The sequence below is a fragment of the Pseudomonas extremaustralis genome (genome assembly GCF_900102035.1).
In the GTDB taxonomy this organism is placed as follows: Bacteria; Pseudomonadota; Gammaproteobacteria; order Pseudomonadales; family Pseudomonadaceae; genus Aquipseudomonas; species Aquipseudomonas extremaustralis.
Genome location: NZ_LT629689.1, coordinates 2,100,239 through 2,117,372 on the forward strand (window position 1 = coordinate 2,100,239; position 17,134 = coordinate 2,117,372).

The 17,134-nt window shown below is 59.7% G+C and carries 16 protein-coding genes; 1 reads left to right on the forward strand and 15 read right to left on the reverse strand.

The features are described from left to right. Nucleotides 1–3 precede the first annotated feature (3 nt). The 13 genes from BLR63_RS09765 to BLR63_RS09825 form a co-directional block, all read right to left on the reverse strand. Nucleotides 4–1,212: a glycosyltransferase WbuB gene (locus BLR63_RS09765; RefSeq protein ID WP_010564337.1), complete on the reverse strand. Its 1,209-nt coding sequence runs from the start codon at nucleotides 1,210–1,212 to the stop codon at nucleotides 4–6. Then, entirely contained in the window at nucleotides 1,212–2,189 is a 978-nt protein-coding gene (gene fcl / locus BLR63_RS09770) for a GDP-L-fucose synthase (RefSeq protein WP_010564336.1), read from the reverse strand. Before fcl ends, BLR63_RS09765 begins: the two co-directional genes overlap by 1 nt. 2 nt (nucleotides 2,190–2,191) lie before the next feature. Then, complete coding sequence (gene gmd, locus BLR63_RS09775) at nucleotides 2,192–3,313, reverse strand: GDP-mannose 4,6-dehydratase (RefSeq protein ID WP_010564335.1); 1,122 nt, start codon at nucleotides 3,311–3,313, stop codon at nucleotides 2,192–2,194. Nucleotides 3,314–3,382: 69 nt separating this feature from the next. Then, the gene (locus BLR63_RS09780) at nucleotides 3,383–4,318 is read right to left on the reverse strand and encodes a glycosyltransferase family 2 protein (protein ID WP_010564334.1); all 936 of its coding nucleotides are present in this window, start codon (nucleotides 4,316–4,318) and stop codon (nucleotides 3,383–3,385) included. After that, entirely contained in the window at nucleotides 4,315–4,884 is a 570-nt protein-coding gene (locus BLR63_RS09785; RefSeq protein ID WP_042946646.1) for an LbetaH domain-containing protein, read from the reverse strand. The genes BLR63_RS09780 and BLR63_RS09785 overlap by 4 nt, the downstream gene beginning before the upstream one ends. Next, nucleotides 4,881–5,948: a glycosyltransferase gene (locus BLR63_RS09790; RefSeq protein WP_231998154.1), complete on the reverse strand. Its 1,068-nt coding sequence runs from the start codon at nucleotides 5,946–5,948 to the stop codon at nucleotides 4,881–4,883. The genes BLR63_RS09785 and BLR63_RS09790 overlap by 4 nt, the downstream gene beginning before the upstream one ends. Before the next feature lie 109 nt (nucleotides 5,949–6,057). Further along, complete coding sequence (locus tag BLR63_RS09795) at nucleotides 6,058–7,380, reverse strand: O-antigen ligase family protein (RefSeq protein WP_010564331.1); 1,323 nt, start codon at nucleotides 7,378–7,380, stop codon at nucleotides 6,058–6,060. Continuing rightward, nucleotides 7,358–8,590, reverse strand: coding sequence for a glycosyltransferase family 4 protein (locus tag BLR63_RS09800; protein ID WP_010564330.1), 1,233 nt, complete (start codon nucleotides 8,588–8,590; stop codon nucleotides 7,358–7,360). The genes BLR63_RS09795 and BLR63_RS09800 overlap by 23 nt, the downstream gene beginning before the upstream one ends. 1 nt (nucleotide 8,591) lies before the next feature. Next, nucleotides 8,592–9,185 (reverse strand): acyltransferase, encoded by a 594-nt coding sequence (locus BLR63_RS32115; protein ID WP_269458104.1) that lies wholly within the window; start codon nucleotides 9,183–9,185, stop codon nucleotides 8,592–8,594. Continuing rightward, entirely contained in the window at nucleotides 9,175–10,476 is a 1,302-nt protein-coding gene (locus BLR63_RS09810; protein ID WP_010564328.1) for a lipopolysaccharide biosynthesis protein, read from the reverse strand. Before BLR63_RS09810 ends, BLR63_RS32115 begins: the two co-directional genes overlap by 11 nt. 8 nt (nucleotides 10,477–10,484) lie before the next feature. After that, entirely contained in the window at nucleotides 10,485–11,822 is a 1,338-nt protein-coding gene (locus BLR63_RS09815; protein WP_010564327.1) for a UDP-glucose dehydrogenase family protein, read from the reverse strand. Nucleotides 11,823–11,895: 73 nt separating this feature from the next. Beyond that, nucleotides 11,896–14,118, reverse strand: coding sequence for a polysaccharide biosynthesis tyrosine autokinase (locus BLR63_RS09820; RefSeq protein WP_010564326.1), 2,223 nt, complete (start codon nucleotides 14,116–14,118; stop codon nucleotides 11,896–11,898). A 225-nt stretch (nucleotides 14,119–14,343) separates the two neighbouring features. Next, on the reverse strand, nucleotides 14,344–14,784 hold the full coding sequence (locus BLR63_RS09825; protein WP_010564325.1) for a low molecular weight protein-tyrosine-phosphatase: 441 nt from the start codon (nucleotides 14,782–14,784) through the stop codon (nucleotides 14,344–14,346). A gap of 211 nt (nucleotides 14,785–14,995) precedes the next feature. Here BLR63_RS09825 and BLR63_RS09830 point away from each other — a divergent pair, with 211 nt between their 5' ends. After that, the gene (locus BLR63_RS09830) at nucleotides 14,996–15,304 is read left to right on the forward strand and encodes a phosphomannomutase (protein ID WP_231998155.1); all 309 of its coding nucleotides are present in this window, start codon (nucleotides 14,996–14,998) and stop codon (nucleotides 15,302–15,304) included. A 46-nt stretch (nucleotides 15,305–15,350) separates the two neighbouring features. Here the strand turns inward: BLR63_RS09830 and BLR63_RS09835 are convergent, their stop codons facing one another. Beyond that, complete coding sequence (locus BLR63_RS09835) at nucleotides 15,351–15,974, reverse strand: hypothetical protein (RefSeq protein ID WP_231998156.1); 624 nt, start codon at nucleotides 15,972–15,974, stop codon at nucleotides 15,351–15,353. Nucleotides 15,975–16,083: 109 nt separating this feature from the next. Further along, nucleotides 16,084–16,989 (reverse strand): LysR family transcriptional regulator, encoded by a 906-nt coding sequence (locus BLR63_RS09840; protein ID WP_010564322.1) that lies wholly within the window; start codon nucleotides 16,987–16,989, stop codon nucleotides 16,084–16,086. Nucleotides 16,990–17,134: the final 145 nt, after the last annotated feature.

The following is a 17,134-nucleotide window of genomic DNA, read 5'->3' on the forward strand; positions in this document are numbered from 1 at the left end:
CCGTCAAACCTGTGCCAGAAAACGTTGCAGAATGTGTTCCTTGTCAAGGAACTCCTTGGCGTAGTTCAACGCCACATTATTTCGTACGGGTAATCCCAGTACCCGTTCGATCCCCGCGTTCAACGCGGCGACGCACTCCGGTTCGATCAACACCGCAATGCCAGGGTGTTCCTCGCACAAGCGACCGAGGGTGGTGTCGGGGTCGGCGGTGATGATTGCGTTGCCGCCCACCGCCAGGATGTTGGTGAGCTTGGACGGCAACACCGCATCCGCCACCCCACGCTTCTGGATCACCAGATGCGCGTCGGCCGAGGCCAGCAGCGCCGGCAGATCGTCATAGGCCTGCAAGGGCGCAAACAGCACATTGCGCAGACCGTCGCGTTGTACGCGGTCCAGCAAGCGGGCCTTGCCGGTGCCCTGGCCGACGATCAGAAACACCAGGTCCGCGCGATCGGCATAGGCCTGGGCGGCATCGAGGATCAGCTCCAGACCCTGCTTTTCGCCGATGTTCCCCGAGTACAACAACACCCGCGCCCCGGACGGCACGCCCAAACGTTCCAGCAGTGCGTGGCTGCGCAGCACCTGGCGAAACCGTGCGGTTTCCGACCAGTTGGGAAAAAACACCAAGCGCTGGCCGTTCACGCCTTTGCCGCGGGCCTTGTCGAGCATGCCGCTGGAAATCGTCGAGACCCGGTCGAAGCGCCGCAACAGCCAGCGCTCGATGGCAAATGCCAGGCGGCGCACATATGAGCCGCCGCCGATCCCCAGCCCGAACATCGCATCCACTTCATAGTCCTGGATATGCAGCACCGAGCGCGCGCCACTGAGCTTGGCCAGCAACAGTGCCTGGGGCGCACAAAACAGCGTGGGCACCACCAGGATCACCAGGTCCGGTTTCCAGCGCAGTTGCCCCAGCACCGCCAGGCACGAACTGGCGGAAAAACTCACCAGGTGCAGCAACCGCGTCAACGTGCCGGGCTGGCGCGGCACATACAACGGGCAGCGGATAACGGTGACGCCGTCGTCCTGTTCGGTGCGATAACGCCACGACGAATAGCCCGCGCCCACCTGCCACTGCGGGTAGTACGGCGGCGCCGTCACCACCCGGACCTCATGCCCCTGCCCCGCCAGCCAGCGCGCCTGTTCGCCGCTGTACTTGCCGATGCCGGTGAGCTCCGGGCTGTAATTGATGCCATACAGGAGGATTTTCATCAGTGGCCCCGAGGCTGTTCGAGCGCGGCCAGATAAGCGTTGTAGGCATCGCGCAAACCGTCCTCGAGCGGCACGTAGGCCTCCCAGCCCAGAGCGTTGATACGGCTCACATCCAGCAGCTTGCGCGGCGCGCCGTCGGGCTTGCTCGCGTCGAAACGCAGACGCCCCTTGAACCCGGTGACCCGTACCAAGGCCTGGGCCAGTTCGGCGATGGTGCAATCCACGCCGGTGCCGACGTTCAAGTGCGAGCGCATCGGCTGGGTCTGCTCGCGGTAGCGCTCGGGGCTCAGTTCCATCACATGCACGCTGGCGGCCGCCATGTCGTCGACGTGAAGAAATTCGCGCCGAGGCCGGCCACTGCCCCAGATCACCACTTCCTCATCGCCACGCTGGGTGGCCTCATGGAAACGTCGCAGCAACGCGGCGATCACATGGCTGTTTTCCGGGTGGTAATTGTCGCCAGGCCCATACAGGTTGGTGGGCATCACGCTGCGGTAATCGCGACCATGCTGGCGGTTGTAGCTTTCGCACAGCTTGATGCCGGCGATCTTGGCCACGGCATAGGGTTCATTGGTGGGCTCCAGCGCACCGTCGAGCAACACCGCTTCGATCATCGGTTGCGGCGCGTGCACCGGGTAGATGCACGAGGAGCCAAGGAACAACAACTGCTCCACGTCATGGCGGTGGGCGGCGTGGATCACGTTGGCCTGGATCATCAGGTTCTGGTAGATGAAATCGGCGGGGTACGTCGCGTTGGCGTGAATCCCGCCGACCTTGGCGGCCGCCAGGTACACCTGGTCCACGCGATGCCGGGCGAAGTACGCCTGCACCGCCGCCGCATCGAGCAGGTCCAGCTCATCGCGGCTGGCCGTGAGGATCTGCGTATACCCCAGGGCCCACAGCCGGCGCACGATGGCCGAACCGACCATGCCGCGATGGCCGGCGACAAAGATCCGTGCATCAAGATCACGTGCCATGCTCAGTTCTCCACGGCGATCGGTGTGTCGTGCCCGTGGGAGCGCAACAGTGCGTGGCGCTGGGCGATTTTCAGGTCGGCACGGACCATCTCCGCGCACATCTCCTGGGCACTGATCTCCGGGGTCCAGCCCAGTTTCTGTTTGGCTTTGGACGGGTCGCCCAGCAGCGTCTCGACTTCCGCAGGGCGGAAGTAACGCGGGTCGACGCGCACAATCACATCCCCCACCAGAATGCCCGGCGCCAGGTCGCCGTCGATCTTCTCGACCACTGCCACTTCCTCCACGCCTGCGCCGACAAAGCGCAGGTACAGGCCCAGTTCCGCTGCCGACCAGCGAATGAAGTCACGCACCGAATACTGCACGCCGGTGGCGATCACAAAGTCTTCGGGGCTGTCCTGTTGCAGCATCATCCACTGCATGCGCACGTAGTCCTTGGCATGCCCCCAGTCACGCAAGGCATCCATGTTGCCCATGTACAGGCACTGCTCCAGGCCCAGGGCAATGTTGCTCAGGGCGCGGGTGATCTTGCGGGTCACGAAGGTCTCGCCACGACGCGGCGACTCGTGGTTGAACAGGATGCCGTTGCACGCATACAGCCCATAGGCTTCGCGGAAGTTCACGGTGATCCAGTAGGCATACAGCTTGGCCACCGCATAAGGCGAGCGCGGATAGAACGGCGTGGTTTCCTTTTGCGGGGTTTCCTGCACCAACCCGTACAGCTCGGAGGTGGAGGCCTGGTAGAAGCGGGTTTTCTTTTCCAGGCCCAGCAGACGGATCGCTTCGAGGATGCGCAAGGTACCCAGGGCGTCGACGTCGGCAGTGTATTCCGGCGAATCGAAGCTCACGGCAACGTGGGATTGGGCGCCGAGGTTGTAGATTTCATCGGGCTGGATCTGCTGGATGATGCGCGTCAGGTTCGACGAATCCGCCAGGTCGCCATAGTGCAGGATCAGGTTTTTATGCAGGGCCTGGGGGTCCTGGTAAATGTGATCGATGCGCTGGGTATTGAACGACGAAGAACGTCGCTTGAGGCCGTGCACCGTATAGCCTTTTTCCAGCAGCAGTTCCGCCAGGTACGAGCCATCCTGACCGGTGATCCCGGTGATAAGCGCAACTTTGTTCATGTCTGTCTCCCAATTGATAGGCGAGCGAAGGCCGACACCCAAACTTGGGTGTTTGTTAAAAACGCTCAGTTACTTCGGTGTGGGCAGGTTCAAGTTATGTCCGGTCAACTTGGAAAGTTCCCGGACAATGGCTTCCTTATCGTTTAAATGTGCAATGGCGGTTTCCAGCTCGAGCACTTTGGCGCCCACCAGAAAGCGGTACCAATAGCCTTGCAGCAGGTGATAGACCAGGCCGCTGCGGCCATCGAGAAATCCCAGTTGAATGAAGTAGCGCCACAAGAAATAGGCGGTCGAACTCAGGGTGAACGGCACGCGGTTATACACGCGGTTCTTCACCAGCCGCTTGGCCTTGGCCTGGAACGAACTCTGCCCGGTATGCAATTCATCGCGGATCGCAAACAACCCCAGGCGCGCGTTCAGCACTTCGATCGCTTCACGGGTGGCATAGCCGTTGTGCTTGGCGGTGAAGAACGTCAAGTCCCGCAGGTTATGGTCGGCAAACCCGCCCTCGAAGGTCACGGTGCGGCCCTCGGCCACCGAGATGTGCTCGTCCATCCAGCGGTCCTCCATGCGCCCCAGCCCCGTGCGCCACAATCGCAGCATCTTCAACGGATAACGCCCGCCATGGCGCACCCAGCGCCCCATGAAAATATGCTTGCGCTTGAAGTTGATGCCGGTGATGTCGCTGGCCAGCGTCGGCAAGCGCGTATTGATCTCGGCAGCCAGGTCGGCCTCGATGATCTCGTCGGCGTCCAGGCGCAGGGTCCAATTGCCGGTAATCGGCAAATGATCCAGCGCCCACTGGAACTGCTTGGCCTGGTTGACGAACGGATGCTGCACCACCAGCGCACCGTGGCGGCGGGCGATGTCGCAAGTGTCGTCGGTGGAAAACGAATCCAGCACCAGCACTTCGTCGCTGAAGGCACGCACGGAGTCGATGGCCCGGGCGATGTGCAGGCTTTCGTTGTAGGTGAGGATGATTACGCTGACGGTTTCGCGCGTCATGACGTCGACTCCTGCAAGTGGTGTGTACGCAAACGGATTTGCCGGGCCGGATGGCCGGCGTGCACGGTCCATGGCTGCGTAATGCTCTTGGTCACCAAGGAACGGGCCCCCACCACCACCCCATCGGCAATACAGACGCCCAGGGAGACAAACGCGTCGGCACACACCCACACGTGCTCCCCCAGCACAATCGGTTTGGCATACAACTGAAAGTTCCGACTGTTGTAGTCGTGGGAGCCACCACACAAATGGGCGCCCTGGGAAACCACGCTGTAGCGTCCGATCCGGATCAACGCCATGTTGTAGAGGGTGGTGCCATCGGCAATCCCCACGTGGTCGCCCAGCTCCAGATTCCACGGGGCCCAGACCTTTGCGCGGGGATAGACGTGCACACCTTTGCCCAGGCGTGCGCCGAACAGTTTGAGCAAAAACGCCCTCCAGGCATGAAACGGGCGCGGGCTGGGCCGGAACAGCAGCACGTAGACCATATTCCAGGCCTGACGGCGCAGCCGGTGTCCGAATGAAAACGATGGCGAGCAATGCGGGTCGTTACCTTGAAGAATCATGGGAGGCACTCCCGCACAATCTCCAGCAAGCGCTGGGCGCCACGGCTGATATGGAAACGCTCGGCAAAGCACGCCTTGGCGCGCGCGGACATCTGCCCGTAGCCAGGCACATCGAGTTGCAACCAGCGTTGCAGGTTGTGCACGGCGCCGGCCACCGTGTCTTCGCTGACAAACCCGACGGCGTCCTTCTCGATTTCGCGCCAGATATTGACCTTGTTACTGATCAGCACCGGTTTGCCGCAGGCCAGCGCCTCGGCCACGACCACACCGAAATTTTCCTGGTGGGAAGGCAGGCAAAATACTTCAGCCGCGTAAAACGCCCCCCACTTGGCCGCGCCCTGCAACATGCCCGGCCACGTCACGCGATGGGCGATACCCAACGCCACGGCCTGGGCCTTCAGCGCCTGCACCCAGCCGCCTTGATCGGGTCCGGCCATGACCAGGTGCAAACGCTCATCCTGGCCAGCGACCTCGGCGAAGGCCTGCAGCAGATGGTCGCAACCTTTCTTTTCATGGATCCGACTCAAGAACAGCACCACCCGTTTGCCCTTCAACTGCGGGTGATCACTGACGAAAGCCTCGGCCAAGCGCACGTCGTCGGACGGTGGGCTGGCGGTGCCATAGGCGGTTATCGTTTCATTGGCGCGGTACAACCAGAACGACTCGCGCGCACGGATCTTCTCTTCCTCACTGGTAAACACCACGCGCTTGGCATCCCTCAGCACCCGGTATTCCCCCCACGGCCAATACAACCACTTCTTCAAATGCTTGAGCGGATAGGCGCGCTTGAACCAGGGGTCGAGCATGCCGTGGGTATACACGATGTATGGCCGGCCCAACTTGTTCAGCACCTGGCGGGCGACATAACCGTGGTACTGCCACAACCCATTGATGATGAAAAAGTCGTAGTGCCGCGCGTGCTGTTCCAGCCATTGGCGGATGTTGCCGTTCAAGCCATAGCCGAACCGGCTCGGCCCGGTGAAGTGCACCGTTCCCGGATAGTCGACAGCGAAGTCCGCATCCAGCGTCAATACATCAACCCGATGCCCGTCCTGGACAAGCACCTTGTCAATTTCCCGAGCGGCATTGATGGGGCCGCCATTTTCCGGTTTAACCGAAGATATGATTCTTAATAACTTCAAGTGCTGTCGTCCGCTGATGCGTTGAGTTGATTCAGGTTTTCTTGCAGGCCGCGAGAATCAGGCAGGCGTAGAACACACCGAACGCCAGGAACGTGCCCTGCATGGTCATGACGCCGTTGAACAGGATCGGCGCCAGGAAACCGCAGAGCAGCAACGGAACACCCGTGCCCTGCCTGACCAGCGCTTTATAGGATTTGAGCAACAACCAGAGCAGCACGAAGATCCTGAAGAGGATAAACATCGCCCCGGCGGGAAGCCCCATCTCGAGGACGATCCGCGACCACTCATCCTCGGCCAGCAAGAACCCCGCGCCCTGCTCCCGCCCCGCGCGCAGCAGAGTCGAGGCCGCGTTGGTACCCGATCCGATACCGTGCCCCCAGAGCGGCGCATCATCGACCACGCGGGTGAACGCATACAGGCTGGAGAACGCCCGGGTCACCGGCGAGCCCTCACTGGCGACCGCGCTGCGGTTTCGCTCGACCAGTACCTGGTAGCTGTCGGTCGACATGAAGATCAGCAGGCTGACAAATAACCCCGCGGAAAGCAGGAACAACGCCAACAGGTTGCGTTGCGACTTCTTGATCAAGGCCACCACCAACGCCGCCAGCAAGACGATCGCCGCGTACGCATAAATGGACCTTGATCCGGTGAGGAAACACATCACCGCCACGGCCGCCGCCGACACCGCGAAGAGTACATAGCGTCGCGCGAACACCGCCTGGAACAGCGCCTTGTCAAAGACCGCCGCCACCAGGAAGGCAAAGCAGGCCGAGACATACACAACGTGGCCGGCGGTAAAGGTGAAGGTGCCATACGGCCTGACGACGCCGTCGGCAATCATGAAGATGAAGTCATCGTCACCAATGCCTTTGTTTACGTAGGCCTGGGGCCCGGACGAATACTGCAGCACCACCAGAACGCTGATCGGGATCGCGGAAAACAGCGTGATGCGCGCGAACCGATAGACATCCGTCAACCTCAGGGTCTTGCCGGCCACAAAGATCAAGGGGAAATACAACAGGTAGTTGCGCACGCCATAGCCGTAGATGACCAATCCTTCAGGGCTGCTCAATAAGAATGCGGACACCATTACAAAGAACACGATGACCAGTACGACGAAGTAAGCCGACACCAGGTTTTTCGAAAAGAAGCCGAACCTGAACGCGCACCAATAGATGTAAATAACAATCGGGTCCTTGATGAAATAAATGGCCGAGCTGAGCCCCGGTGCCACCCATTTGCGCAAGACCCCTTCAAACAGGATGAACAGGTAGATGAGCACGAACGCACTGACCACACGTTTGCGGTAGCGCTCGTGCAGGCTGACCCTTTCAAGGCTGGCAGAGGATTGCATCCAGCACCTCCCCGGCATAGCTGTCCCACGTCACGCCGCCGGCAGACAACACGGCGTTGTGCTTCAGCGCATTGAGTTTTTCCTTGTCGTCGGCCAATTCAACCAGGCGGGTGGCGATGGCTTCGGCGGACCTGATCGGCACCACGTAGCCATTGAAACCATCGACAATCAGGTCCGCCGCGCCGCAGTTCTGCGACACGATGACGGCCGTCCCCGTGGACAACGCCTCGCCCACCACCAGGCCAAACGCCTCGGCGAGTGACGGCAAGACCAAAACATCGGCCTCCATCAAGTGACGAATCACCTGATCGTGGGAAGCCGAGCTGAGCCACCGGTACTTCTTCAGCTCGGTATTGAGTGCCGGGTTGCGTCCATTGGCGTAGTCGCCGCCGATCACGGTGACGTCCAGCGCAATGCTGCTCGCGGCAAGATTCAGGGCTTCGAAAAAATACGAGATGCCCTTCTGTTGGGTCAGTGCACCGACAAACATCACCTTCAGGCGCGCGCCCGGCGGCACTGCCGTCTCCCGGCAGACCAGCGGCGCGGGTGCGCCGTAGGGCGTGACCGCGATGTTGTCGGGGGCAATGCCGTACTCACCCAGGGTTCGCTTGGCGAATTGACTCGCCACAATGATCCTGTCCGCCAACTCAAGCTCCGCGGTCTGTTTGCGCACGGTGTCGGCACTGATGTCCGGTATGCTCGCCCGCCAGGCTGGATTGGCCTCGCGTTCGTGATCAAGCATCCGGCACGCGTAGGCGATGGAACCGAAGGCCGCCTCATAATTGAGGGTGATCCCGCCTATGTCCCGGGACGCGCGGAACAAGCTCAGGCACTTGCCGTCATAGCCGTATACCTGGCTGGGTTTGCGAGGCGTCCGGTACAGGAAGTTGGCACTGGCCCGGTCAATGTGGTTGTACACATTTTCCGGGCAGAAAATGCCGCTGTTGCGCTGCGTCAGGCGATACCACTTGAGCTTGTCGCAGAGCACGCGAGGCACGTCGTAACGCGGATAGCTGTGCAGCAACGCACCGTCAACCTGATCGAACGTGCGTCGCAGGCACTCTTTGCCCACGACCGGCAGACGACACAGGAACGAGTCCTTGTGCAGCGCGAGCGAAGTGTGGAAGGAATGCAGCAACCGCCGTTGATTCAACGCGCGCAGCAACGCACGCACGTTCTGATTACCGACAGGATGGGCGACCAGGATCATCTTATTTCCCCATCCAGGCTTCAACGATGGCACTGGACCGGACCGGGCTGTAGGTAAACGTGCGCGCGGCCCGCAACCTGACGACCCGCGCCGGATTACCCGCCACGACCGTGAAAGGTTCCACGTCGCGGTTGACCACACTGCCCGCCCCCACCACAGCCCCTTCACCGATCGTCACCCCCGGCAGAATCATCGCGCCCGTGGCGATCCAGGCGTAATCACCGATCGCCACGGGGGCAACCTTCAACCGCCACGCGGGATCATCCAGGCCATGGGAGCCCGTCAGGATCCTCACGCCGTCATTGATCGCCACGTGGGCCCCGATCCGTACCGGTGCATGCAACTGGATAAAGGTGCGCTTGCCGATAAAGCTGCCGGTGCCGATGCTGAAACGCGCGACGCCGCCTTCGAACTCAACGTCGTTGAGCATCACCAGCGACCCCAGGGTGGCACCCTGTCGACGCAGCGCGCGTTGTCGAGTGTTGGCTTTGAGCAATCGCCCCAGCAACAGCACACGCTTGGCCAGGTACTTGAGCCCATCGAGCGTCAGCGGGTTCACTTTCAATCGATGGCGGATCAGGTCATTAATTAACACGGGCCATCCTCAGTTCAAGACGATGGAAACCGTGCTTGGCGAAGCAGAACAGAACCACCTCCGTTGCCACCAGCACATAGCAGACGCCAAGCAGGCCAAGGGTTTTGGCCAGGAAGAACACCGCCAGCAGGCTGGCCATCGACACCAGCATGAACACCACCGCGAAGGAGGTGTAGGAAGCCGTCGCCATCAAAGCCACCCAGTACACCTGCCAGGCCACATGGGTCAGTGCACCGATGGTCAGCACCAGCATGATGGTGGACGAGTAATCGTCTTTCCTGCCTGACCACACATCGAATATCGTCCCGCCGAACACCACCACCAAGACCCCCATCACACAGGCGATAGGCAGCGAAAACTTCAAGGCGTATCGAATCATCTTTCTGACCAATTGGTTGTCACCGACAGAGAACGCATAGGAAATCTCCGGCCAAAGCGACTGATTCACCACCGTCGAAAACTGCACCAGCACCCTCGAGATCGTGCGGTAAAGACCGAAGATCGCCGCATGGGCCGGAGACAGCAGCACCGACAACAGAATGATCAACCCCTGTACGTTCAGCGCCAGACCGATGGGAAAGGCCAGGGAGGCAATCGAGGGTTTGATCAAGGTGGTAAACGCCCGCCTGCCGATTGCCGACGAGTCGAAATGCAGGCCGATCCCCAACCGATTGGCAATCAGGTTTTTGCTGAGAATGCCGACCAGGCGCACGGTGAGCAGCGTCAGGCTGGTAGCGACCAGGCTGTGGGTGAACGACGCGCACAACAACGCAGCCGTCCACTCCAGCATCCTGATGACATTCATGATGAGTGCCGACAACGGCAGCGCCTTGCTGGCCCTGTAGCGTATCGAGATCATGTTGGTAAACAGACACAGCAGCGAATACCCCGTCAGCGCCGAAAGGATCAACACCCCATCACTGTTCCTGATGGCCTTGAGATTGAGTGCACTGAACAGATCGAAAAACGCCAGGGCGCCCAGGGTCAGCACCAGCACGCTGAGCCCGGCCATCAATAGAAACGCAAAGCTGGTGCTGTAGATCGCGCGGGCCACCCTGACGCGTCCTCGTTCATGCCAGATCACGACCTTGCTGGAAGCCGCGGTGGTCACGCCCAGGTCGGACAGCGCCAGATAGGTCGGGATCGCCGACAGCACGACCCACTCGCTGTAGGCGGCAAAGCCCCAGCTGGCGATCAACACCGGCACGCTGACCAGCTGGATCAACAGGTTGACCACCTGGCCAAACGAGTTGGCACCAATGCCATTGATGATTCTTTTGAGCACGCTCATGGGATGACCTATACCGTGCCGAGAGGTCGCCCAACGGAAATGTATTCAATGCCTTTCTTCAGCACGCTGACGGGGTCGTACAGGTTGCGTCCGTCAAAAATCAGCGGCTGCTTGAGTTGCTGTTTGATCACATTGAAATCCGGCGCCTTGAACACCTGCCACTCGGTGACAATCAGCAAGGCCTCGGCGCCCTTGAGGCAGGCCTCCTTGGTACCGCACAGACGCAAGTCCTCGCGGTCGCCGTAGATGCGCTGGGTCTCCTCCATCGCTTGCGGGTCGAACGCCTGGACCCTGGCGCCCGAACGCCAGAGCGCTTCCATCAGTACCCGGCTGGGTGCCTCGCGCATGTCATCGGTATTAGGCTTGAAACTCAGCCCCCACAGCGCAAAGGTCTTGCCCGCCAGCTCACCTTTGAAGTGGTTGGACAGTTTGTTGAACAGGGTATTTTTCTGTTCCGCATTGCGCCGCTCCACCGCCTTGAGCAGCGTGGCATCGAAGTCGATGCTGTCGGCGGTCTGAATCAACGCCTGGACGTCCTTTGGAAAGCACGAACCGCCATAACCTACGCCGGCGTAGAGAAAGTGATAGCCGATGCGCGGATCGGAGCCGATGCCCTGGCGCACCATCTCGATATCGGCCCCCAGTCTCTCGGCCAGGTTGGCCATTTCGTTCATGAAGCTGATCTTGGTGGCGAGCAGGCAGTTGGCGGCGTACTTCGTCAACTCGGCGCTGCGCACATCCATCACGATGATCTTTTCGTGGTTGCGATTGAACGGTGCGTAGAGTTCGCGCATGACGTCTTCGGCATGCTGGCTGGCAGTGCCGATGACAATCCGGTCCGGGCGTATGCAGTCAGCCACCGCACAGCCTTCCTTGAGAAACTCCGGGTTGGACACCACGTCGAAGGTCAAGTCGCTACGCTCACGCGCAGCCAGCATGGCGGCCACGCATGCACTGACCTTGTCGGCCGTGCCCACGGGCACGGTGGATTTATCGATGATGGTCAGCGGCACCTGCATGTGCTGGCCAATGGTCTCGGCCACCGTCAGCACATACTTCAGGTCAGCGGAGCCATCTTCATCGGGCGGCGTGCCCACTGCGATAAATTGCACTTCACCGTGTTTGACGCCGGCCACGGCATCGGTGGTGAAATTCAAGCGGCCGGCCCCGTGGTTTTCCTTGACCAGTGCTTCCAGGCCAGGCTCGTAGATCGGAATATGCCCCTGGTTCAAGCGCTCGACCCGATGGGCATCGATATCGACACACAGCACATCGTGGCCGACTTCGGCGAGTACCGCACCCTGGACGAGGCCAACATAACCGATACCAAAAACTGTGACTTTCATAGCGTTTCTCGTTGAACTTGCGGCCAGTGGTAAACGTGCTGGGCATGGGACTTCAATTGCCGACAGCTCGAGGTCAAACGCTGTCTGACTTGTATTCGTAGTTGTAATAGCTGTAGGCGCCGTACCCGTACTTGGCGGATGAGCGTTTCTCGATGCCGTTGAAAATCGCGCCTTTGAGTTCGATGCCGTTTTGTTCATAGCGACGCATCGTCAGCTCCACCTCGCGCACCGAGTTCATCTCGAAGCGGGCCACGATCAGGTTGGTGCCGGATTGACGGCCGACAATGGTCGCGTCCGTCACCGCGAGAAACGGTGGGGTATCCAGAATCACCAAGTCGTACAACGCGCTGACCTGTTCAAGAAACGCGGTGAAGTTGGCGTGCATCAATAATTCGGATGGGTTCGGCGGAATATGCCCGCGACCGATGACGTCAAGGTTGTCCACCGCGGTGTGGTGGATGGCCGCCGAGAGGTCGCAGCTCTTGGCCAGCAGATCGGACAACCCGTTTTCAGCCGACACCCCAAAGACCTTGTGCAAGTAGCCTTTGCGCATATCCACGTCCACCAGCAACACGCGCTGGCCAGAATGGGCAACCACCGCCGCCAGGTTCGCCGAGATGAATGTCTTGCCCACCTGCGGGCTGGGACCGGAGATCATCAGACGGTTATTCCCGGCCTCAAGCATGGCGAAATGCAGGCTGGTACGCAGGCTGCGCAACCCCTCGATAGCCAGGTCCGTTGGATTACTGACAGACAACAACTGCATCGCGTCGCTCTTGCCACTGCGATGGTTTCTCTGGTCAACGTCTTTTTGCAGCGCGCTGAAGGGGATGGCCGCATACACCGGCAGCCCGAGTTTTTCCAAGTCATTGGGGTTGGTGATGCCCCGATTGAGCGCCTTGCGAAACAGCACCAGAGCGATGGCGACAAACGCACCGAGCAGTGTGGCGATCACCACGATCAGCGCCTTCTGCGGCCTGACAGGATTGCGCAGGTCGACATCGGCGGCGTCGATCAGCCGCACATTGCCAACGGTGCCGGCGCGCATCACATCCAGCTCCTGATACTTGTTCAGCAACTGTGTGTAGATTTCGGTACTGACTTTCAGGTCGCGGGTCAGGCTCAGCAGTTCCTGCTGCGTGGTGGGCAGGCTCTCCACTTTCTTGGCCAAATCGTCCTGGCGCGCGGTTAGTTCAGCCAACTGGGTAAGCAAGGCGCGATACACCGGGTGCTGGGGCGTGAACTTTCGCTCGATTTCCGCCTGCTGCATCTTGAGTTCGGAGATGCTCGCATCCAGCGCAACGATCTGATCGAGGATGGCCTTGGCTTCCAGGCTGATGTCGATGGTTTTATTGCGTATCTGAAATTGATTCAGCGCCGCTTCCGCCTGTTCGACGTCCTTGCGCACCTGGGGCAATTGGCCCTTCAGGAACGCCAGGCTTTGGGCGGCCTCCGCCGATGTACGATCGATATTCTGCCGCACGTAGATCCGCATGACTTCATTGAGCACCTGAATCGCGGCGGCCGGCTGGGTGCTTTCCAGCGCCAGGCCGATGATGCCCGACTCCTTGCCGCGCTCCGCCACATCCAACAGTTTCTGATAGCGCAAAATGCTGGTCAGGCGCGGCGAACGCACGACGCGAAATTGGGTACCCGGATTGGCCTGCAGCGTCGCGACCTGCAACTTGATGCCATTGCTGTCGTAGAAACGCCCGACCTGACCGATAAGCAGAACGTGGTCGTCCTGATCGGACAGGGTAAAACTGTTGCCGCTGCCCGCCGTCAAGGTCAGTTCCTGGCCCAGCAGTTCGGTAGGCAGCTTGAGTTGCGAAAACGTCAGCGCCTCTCCGCCCCAGGCGAAACTGTCCAGCCCAAACCAAGGACTCGCCACCGCATGGGGCTCGGCAGGTTTGAAACGGCGCGCGATAAAGTCACCCACCAGCGGCAAGTACCGAGGCTTGACCTCAAGATCCAGGTTCAGATTATCGACGGCAGTACCGATGGTGATTCTCGAGCGGATCAGCTCGATTTCCGTCACCGTGGGCGACTCTTTCCCGAGGAGACTGCCGACATCCGAAAACCCCAGCATGTCGCTCTTCTTCGGTTCAACCTGAACCAACGCCGTCGCTTGATAGACGGGAGGCGACAACAAGGCATAGGTCGCACCCAGCGCCATAAAGACCATACTGATTCCACCGATCAGCCACTTATGATCCAGCAGCGTCCCCAGCAGCATCATAAAATCCAAATCGGTTTCTTCGGTGTTCTGTGAAATAAAAGCGGGTGCTGATCGCATAAGTCAGTTCTTTTTCTTACCAATAGTCAAGGAATGGCACAGGGTGCAAGACGCCCGGCTCCATGCACGTTTAACGACTTCACTCAATACACAAACTCTCACTAGAGCCTGACAAAACAATCATTAGACTTTTCAGTTAAAACCCACTTTTTGTAGTGCATTCGATACACACTTCAACTGTCGTGATCTGCCACAAGAAAGACAGACAAGTCCTCGCTGCCGCACTTAACCCACCAATCGCTGCGCCCATGCCTCGGCGGCTTGTTCGATCAATGCATAAGCGTGCACAAAGGCGGGTTTTCCTTGGCGATAGGGATCTTTGATCTCCCGGTTCTGCTGCCACTTACCCAAAAGGAACACCTTGCCCCTCGCCTCGGGGGCGAGATTGAGCACGCCTTCGATATGGCGTTGTTCCATGACGAGGACCAAGTCGGCATCACTCACCGCTTCACTTGTCAGCTGACGCGCCTTATGGGCGAGCGGGGTATGCCCATGCTCCTGCAGCAACTGTGAAGCGATAGGTTCCAAGGGGTGGCCGGGCAATGCCGCCAATCCCGCCGAACTCACTTCAATGTCAGAGGACGCCAATGCCGCACTCAGCAGTTTTTCCGCTGTCGGACTGCGACATATATTGCCGACGCATACGATCAAAATCCTATTGAACAAGGCAACCTCCCTCGCGCCGCATTGTATTAACCCTAAACAATTAGTTAAAAAAGCAGCCAGGCAATTATGATCACAACCTCTAATCCTCAGCCATCTCTCGAGGCAGACTAAAAATAACAAAGCGCTGATTAGCGGACAAAAAATAACATTAACTTACTTCCTCGCAGCCACGTAATAAAGTGCAAGTCGATTAGAGCAATGAGGCAAAACCATGAATACTGCTAAGTTATTGGTAGAGCGTATTGGCCTATTTCCTTCTTCGGGAAATATTCATATCGAGGTGAATAACTCGACACGCGTCGTCGAACGCATGCATGTGTTATATGCCGACAATTCCCTGGACAGCGACGAGTCCTGCTCGGGCCTGTCCATGGTCTTCGCCGATTGGCGCTTCAAGTTGCAGGTCAGCGATGCGCTGTCGGTATGCCTATGTGTGGAGAGTCGCGGTGATAGCCAGTTCATGCAGGTCAAGACCGCCGAACTGCTGGCCAATATCTCTGGCACCGAGGAGCGGCCATGAGCCGGTGGCGTATGTGTTGAGAACGCCGACGCCGGGCCTGGTGACTTCACTCGGCCTTGTCGTGCGCCGCACCATCCTGTCGCCAGTCAGGTTCCCGATGGGCCTGTTCAGCACCTGAAAGGCTCACCGCGACGCGGTTGAGCAGCAACTCGGCGTTGTACTTGGGCATCAGGGCACAGGCCAGCAGCGCGACCAGGCCGGCGCCGATGAAGGCCAGGGGAACCTTGACCTGCTCCGATTCAATCCGCCACAGAAACCCCAGAGCTGCGACCATCCCCAGGACTGCACCGGCCAGGGCCTCGTTGAGCGGGTGGATATAAGGCGCGACGCAATAGGCACTGAAAACACCACCGAGCAATACGCCCGTGAGCGCCGCGGGCCAGCGTAAGGCCGGATTGAATTGGCGCGCGATCAAACTCAGTCCCACGATCAACATCAAGCAGGTATTCATCGCATGGCCACTGAGTACCGCAATGTCCATGTACTGAAACGCCAAGCCCCAGCCTTTGAACAGCAACTTGCTCAAGGCAACAATCGAATACGTCAGACCTACCGTCATGACCCAGGTGCGAAGTGCCCAGGGAATGGAATATCTCAACCAGACGGCAATGATGATGGCGGCCGGAAACATCGCGGTAATCCCGCCATATTGTGCAAGTTCTGCGCGCATCATTCCCCAACCGTTGACGTATCCGCTTCGGCGCCCATCAGACCGTAGGCCTTGAGGAATTACAACGTTATCGATGGTCAGGGTTGTGCTGCCCCCCCCTGAGCCAGGGTCAGGCAGCGTTGCGGATTTTGTCCAGGGACGCCGCCACCCATTGGCCGAACGCATCCACCGGCCCTTGCAGGTTGCCGAGGAAGTGCGGGTAGATCAGCCATAAATCCATCACCGGCTTGAAGTCCTTGAGCGGCATCGCCGCCAGTTGCTCGCGATGGGCACTGCGTTCGAGCAAGGGGCGCGGGACCAGGCCCAGGCCCAGGCCGTCCGCCACCAGGCCCAGCTGCAACTCGGTGCCGAAGGTTTCCAGGTTGACCCGCAGGGCCAGGCCCTGATCCGACAACGTGCGCTGCAACCCCGCGCGAAAACCGCAGCCGTCCGGGTTCAGAATCCAGCCGTGCTGGTAAATATCGGCCAGCTTGCACGGCTTCTTCGGCAACTGGGTCTTGGCGCAGACCACCACCAGTTCCATCTTGCCGATGGACTGGCCGATAACGTTGTCCGGGAAGATCTTGCCCGCCGGAAACAGCGCCGCCGCCGCGTCCAGCTCGCCGCGTTCGATCTTGCCCACCAGTTGGCTGCCCCAGCCAGTGGCGACCTGGGCGCGCAGGTCGGGGTATTCGCTGCGCAGGTGCTTGAGCGCATCGAGCAGCACCACGTCGCCGATGGTCTGCGGCACGCCCAGGCGCAACACGCCGGTGGGCGGTGCGTCGGTGGCCACCAGTTCGCGCAGGGCATCCATTTCGCGCAGGATCAGCCGGCATTGCTCATAGACGCGGGTGCCGATCAGCGTAGGCTTGAGGGGTTTGGTATTGCGGTCGAACAGCTCCACCCCCAGCGCCTGCTCGAAGTTCTGCACGCGGCGGGTAATGGCCGGCTGGGTCAGTTGCAACGACTCGGCGGCATGGCTGATGGACTGGCAACGAATCACTTCGACAAAGGCATCGATATCGTCAATTTTCATTTGGGCCGCACATAGAGAACCGTCATTAAGATGTGTGCGAAGCATAGTTGCAGGAAAGCTGCGTGGATAGCTCGTGCTGTGATCGATAACGTCTAACGCTGTTCAGACCGGTTCTAAATTACCTTCAGCTATAAGCTAATCATTA